Below are 4287 nucleotides of genomic sequence, written 5' to 3' on the forward strand. Positions count from 1 at the left end.
CTGCCGGGCAGAGCCGGCAGGGTTCCCGGGGGCGGCCCTGGTTCCAGGGTCTGCCCCGGCGTTCGGCTCCGCCCTGGCTCCAGGCTCCGCCCTGGCTCCAGGCTCCGCCCTGTGCGCCGCTAGCCTTCCCATTGGGGCAGCGCCGCCGTCATGGGGTCGTTGGGGTCATTGTCATCTTCCTTCAGTCCCACCCGGAACTGGACCATCATGTCGTGGTCCTCGTGGGGCAGGTTGTGGCAGTGCACCATGTAGCGTCCGCGGTGCGGGCCGAACTCCATGAGCAGGCGGACCGTCTCGCCCTCGCCTACGTAGACCACATCCTTGGGGCCGAGTTCCTGGGGAAACGGTGCCCTGCCGTTGCGGCTCAGGATCTTGAAGTCCACGAGATGGATGTGGACGGGGTGGAACCAGCCGCCGGACCTGTTCTCGATCTCCCACACTTCCACGGCGTCCAGGTCGACCTCGGCGGCGGCCTTCTTGTAGCCGCTGGCAATGACGTCCTGCCAACTGTCGTCGTCGATGGTCCACAGGTTGGTGGTGTCGCTCCGCTTAACCCGGAACTTCCGGACTTTGGTGGCCTGCTTCTCCGACAGCGCCATGACCTCGTTCCCGGGTGCCAGCTGGGTGGGAACCGTGTTCCACGTCGGATCGCTGGTGTTGACCGGCACGTCCGTAACGTCGAAGGCCATGACTTTGCCGGTGAAGTCGTAGTCCACGTTGTTGGGGTTGGACAGGTTGCGCAGTTCGACCCGCTGGCCGGTCTTGTACTTGCGGAAGTCGATAAGCACCTCGTAGCGCTCAGCCCCTGCGTGACGGTAGTTGGCCACCTTCTGCGCCGTGGGCACCAGGCCGCCGTCGGTGCCCACGATGATCAGCGGATCCCCCGTGCTCAGGGTCAGCCGCAGGGAGCGCGAGATGCTGCAGTTCAGGACCCGGAACCGGTAGATCCGTTTCTGGACCTTCATGACCGGCCACGGCTTGCCGTTGACCAGGATGACATCCCCCCACAGGCCGGAGTGGGTATTGTCGTCATAGCCCAGCGCACCGTTCGCGGCGAACATCGCGTCGGAAATGATGAGCGGCACGTCGAAGTCATTCTGCGGAAGCAGCTGCCTCTCCAGCGGATCGTGCATGTGGTACTGGGCAGCCAGTCCGGAGTAGGCGTTCTGCGCCGTGAAATGCACGCCGTGGTCGTGGTACCAAAGCGTCCGGGCGGGCTGGAAGTTCGGGTAGTGGTAGTCCTTGAAGAAGCCCGGATGGGTGACATCGCTGGCGTAGCCGTCGTACTGGGGCAGCGAGGCGGAACCGTGCAGGTGCGTGGACGTGGCGAGCACATGCCCATCATTCGAGTGCGTTGCCGGGAGCTTGTTCCGGACCCGCACCACCGCCTTGGTGCCCTGGTCGAGGCTGATCGTGGGACCGGGGAAGATGCCGTTGTAGCCCAGGATCGGGGTCTGGAGCCGGGGCAGGATCGACGCCATGGCCGCCTGTTCTGTCACCGTGTAGTAGTTCACGGGCCGGCCGTCGGCGGGATCCACTTCCGTTCTGTCGGGCGCCAGCACCGGCGGCTTCACAAATTCCGACTGGAATGGTTTGGGCATCTCTGCGCTGCTCAGCCGGCTGGCTGACTTGGCCTCCACCTGGCCCCGCGGGAGCGAAAGCGCGCCCGCACCAACAACGCCGAGGCCACCCAGTAGCAGGACATTTCGTCTGGACACGGTCATAGCCGGGCCTCCTTTCGATGGGGATGAGACCGAATGGGGATGGTTCGAGGATGTCGCGGGCTACTTGGAAAAAGCCGGACCGGGCTGGGAATCGTGGGGGTTGTAAGGGAGTACCCCCAATTGGGCCCCCTCAAATCGATGGTCAAATTCGGCTTCTCCCGCCGAAGTCCGGACCTTCCGGGGTGGCTGCGGGGTTTGAACCCCCTGACCGGCGCCGTGCATGCACTGCTCCCCACCGGCTTTATCCGACGTTTATCCAAGGTGCAGCGTCCAGTGTTGACGCAGTTGGGAACGCATCTCCCGACTTGGCCTTGTAGGTACTGGGGGCCATAAATCGAGTGTCCAATAAGGAGTTACCATGTCCTCGCATTCCGCGAAGAGGCCTTTAGTGCCCGATGGAGCCAAGCGCTCCGGTCCGGCGCACCGCAAGCCCTCCTCCACCGCCGGGCGTCTTGCGCCCGCCGTTGCCGGCGCGCTGCTCGCCGCTGCACTGTCACCCCTCGGCGCCGTTTCCACCAACGCGGCGACCGCCGGCATGGGGCCGGTTGACCCCGCCAACGGGTTCCCCACCTGGTACTCGGACGGCTCGGTCCGCCTGCAGCTCTGCTACCAGGCAAACCAGGGCTGCCTCGCTGAACCGCCGAACCCTGACCAGCCGGTGTCCTATCCGGGCAACTTCCCGGAGGAAGCGTTCTGGTTCGCCGCCGAAGCCTCCGGCGGAAACCTGGGCCTGTATGAGGCTGCCCTGGAAGCTGCGCACGCCAACGGACCGGTGGTGGACGGTGACCAGATGGGCTTCGGCCGGCTCCGGTTCCGCCTCGACAACCTGCAGGCCAACGCTAGTTACACCATCACCCACCCGTACGGCGTCCACACTTTTACGGCTGATGCTGATGGCGTCATCAACGAAACCCTCGACCAGGGCGTCTGCGCCCCCACCCCCGATGCCGCGTGCAACTGGGCCGGCGTCGGCGCCGCCTTCCTGGGCGACTTCGGCAGGGGGACCACGGCGACCTTCCTCAAGCAGGATGGCGCCGCACCCGGCACCCTCGGCGACATCAACACGGCACGCACCGTCACGGGTGCCCCTTCGGGCAACAACTTCGTGAACGTCGTGGGACCGAACGCCGGCGGGCCGGGAGTCAACACCCTCACCGTGAACACCTTCACGGTCCAGGGCCTGCTCGCAACGGACTCCGTTGGTGGTCCCAACACGCCCGACCTGCCTGCAGCCAGTGACAGCGGCCGTTCCAACGCCGACAACATCACGAATGTTGCGGCACCCACCATCACGGGCACGCTGCCCGCGGGAACGTCGGGCCCCGTCCAGATCCGTGTCGACGGCGGCGCTCCCCGGGCTGCCACCCTAACCGGTTCCACGTACTCCCTGAAGCTGGCCCCGCTGGCCAACGGCAACCACGCTGTGCAGGCTGTTGCCGGCGGACTGACGTCCGGCACGCTCAACTTCAGGGTGGACACGGTGGCTCCGCCGGTGTCGATCGTGAGCCCGTTCCCGTCCTCGCCGACATTGGACACCACACCGACCCTGAACTTCAGGAGCACTGACACGGGTGCCCGGTTCGAATGCCAGCTGGCGCCAGCCAACGCTGCGTGGGATCCCACCTGCGCCTCGCCGAAGACGTGGGACGCACAGGCAAGCGGAACACACGTCTTCCACGTCCGGGCCACGGATGTGGCCGGCAATGTCAGTCCCGTGCAGAGCCGTGCGGTGCAGATCGGATCGACGGTGACTGCGCAGCCCATCAAGTCGCAGGACTTCAACCTTGACGGCAAGGCGGACATCCTGTCACGGGACGCCAGCGGAATCCTCTGGCTCTACCGCGGCAACGGTGCCGGAAGCTTCCTGCCCCGCACCCAGGTCGGAGGCGGCTGGAACGCAATGACGGCCATCGTCAGCGCCGGTGACTTCAACAGGGACTTCAAGGCCGATGTTGTGGCCCGGGATTCGGCCGGGACGCTGTGGCTCTACCGGGGCACCGGCAACGGCACGTTCCTGGCCAGGGTGAAGATCGGGGCCGGCTGGAACTCGCTGAACAGCATCGTCGGAACCGGTGATTTCAACGGCGACCGGAAGGCCGACCTGGCCGCCCGCGACGCAAGTGGAAGGCTGTGGCTCTACAAGGGCGACGGCGCCACCGGTTTCCTGGGCAGGGTCCAGATCGGCAGCGGCTGGAACGGCCTGAACTCCATTGTTGCTACCGGTGACTTCAACTCCGACCGCCGGGCAGACCTGGCGGCCCGGGACTCCGCAGGCAGGCTCTGGCTTTACCGCGGCAACGGCAGCAACGGCTTCCTGGGCAGCACCCAGATCGGCGCCGGCTGGAACGGCCTGACCGGCATCATCGGCACGGGTGACCTCAACTCGGACCGGCGGGCTGACCTGGTGGCCCGGGACTCGTCCGGCTCCCTGCGGGTCTACCGGGGCAACGGTGCCACCAGCTTCCTGGGCAGCGCTCCAGTTGGCAGCGGCTGGAATGCCATGAGCGCCATCCTGTAATTTCCACCCGAAGTCAGGCACCGCCCGCGTACACCGGTACCCGGG

At 66.1% G+C, this 4287-nt stretch carries 2 protein-coding genes; one reads left to right on the forward strand and one right to left on the reverse strand.

The features are described 5' to 3' along the window. Positions 1-119: 119 nt before the first annotated feature. The gene (locus tag ACFUTU_RS21165) at positions 120-1724 is read right to left on the reverse strand and encodes a multicopper oxidase family protein (RefSeq protein WP_377967903.1); all 1605 of its coding nucleotides are present in this window, start codon (positions 1722-1724) and stop codon (positions 120-122) included. A gap of 358 nt (positions 1725-2082) precedes the next feature. On the opposite strand from ACFUTU_RS21165, the gene ACFUTU_RS21170 reads away from it, so the two are divergent. Next, positions 2083-4242 (forward strand): FG-GAP-like repeat-containing protein, encoded by a 2160-nt coding sequence (locus ACFUTU_RS21170; protein ID WP_377967905.1) that lies wholly within the window; start codon positions 2083-2085, stop codon positions 4240-4242. Positions 4243-4287: the final 45 nt, after the last annotated feature.

The sequence above is a fragment of the Arthrobacter sp. NPDC057388 genome (genome assembly GCF_042668165.1).
Lineage (GTDB): Bacteria > Actinomycetota > Actinomycetes > Actinomycetales > Micrococcaceae > Arthrobacter.

Excerpts from the sequence above, each read along its gene's own strand:
- ACFUTU_RS21165 (WP_377967903.1), bottom strand. The coding sequence starts at position 1,724 with ATGACCGTGTCCAGACGAAATGTCCTGCTACTGGGTGGCCTCGGCGTT.
- ACFUTU_RS21170 (WP_377967905.1), top strand. The coding sequence starts at position 2,083 with ATGTCCTCGCATTCCGCGAAGAGGCCTTTAGTGCCCGATGGAGCCAAG.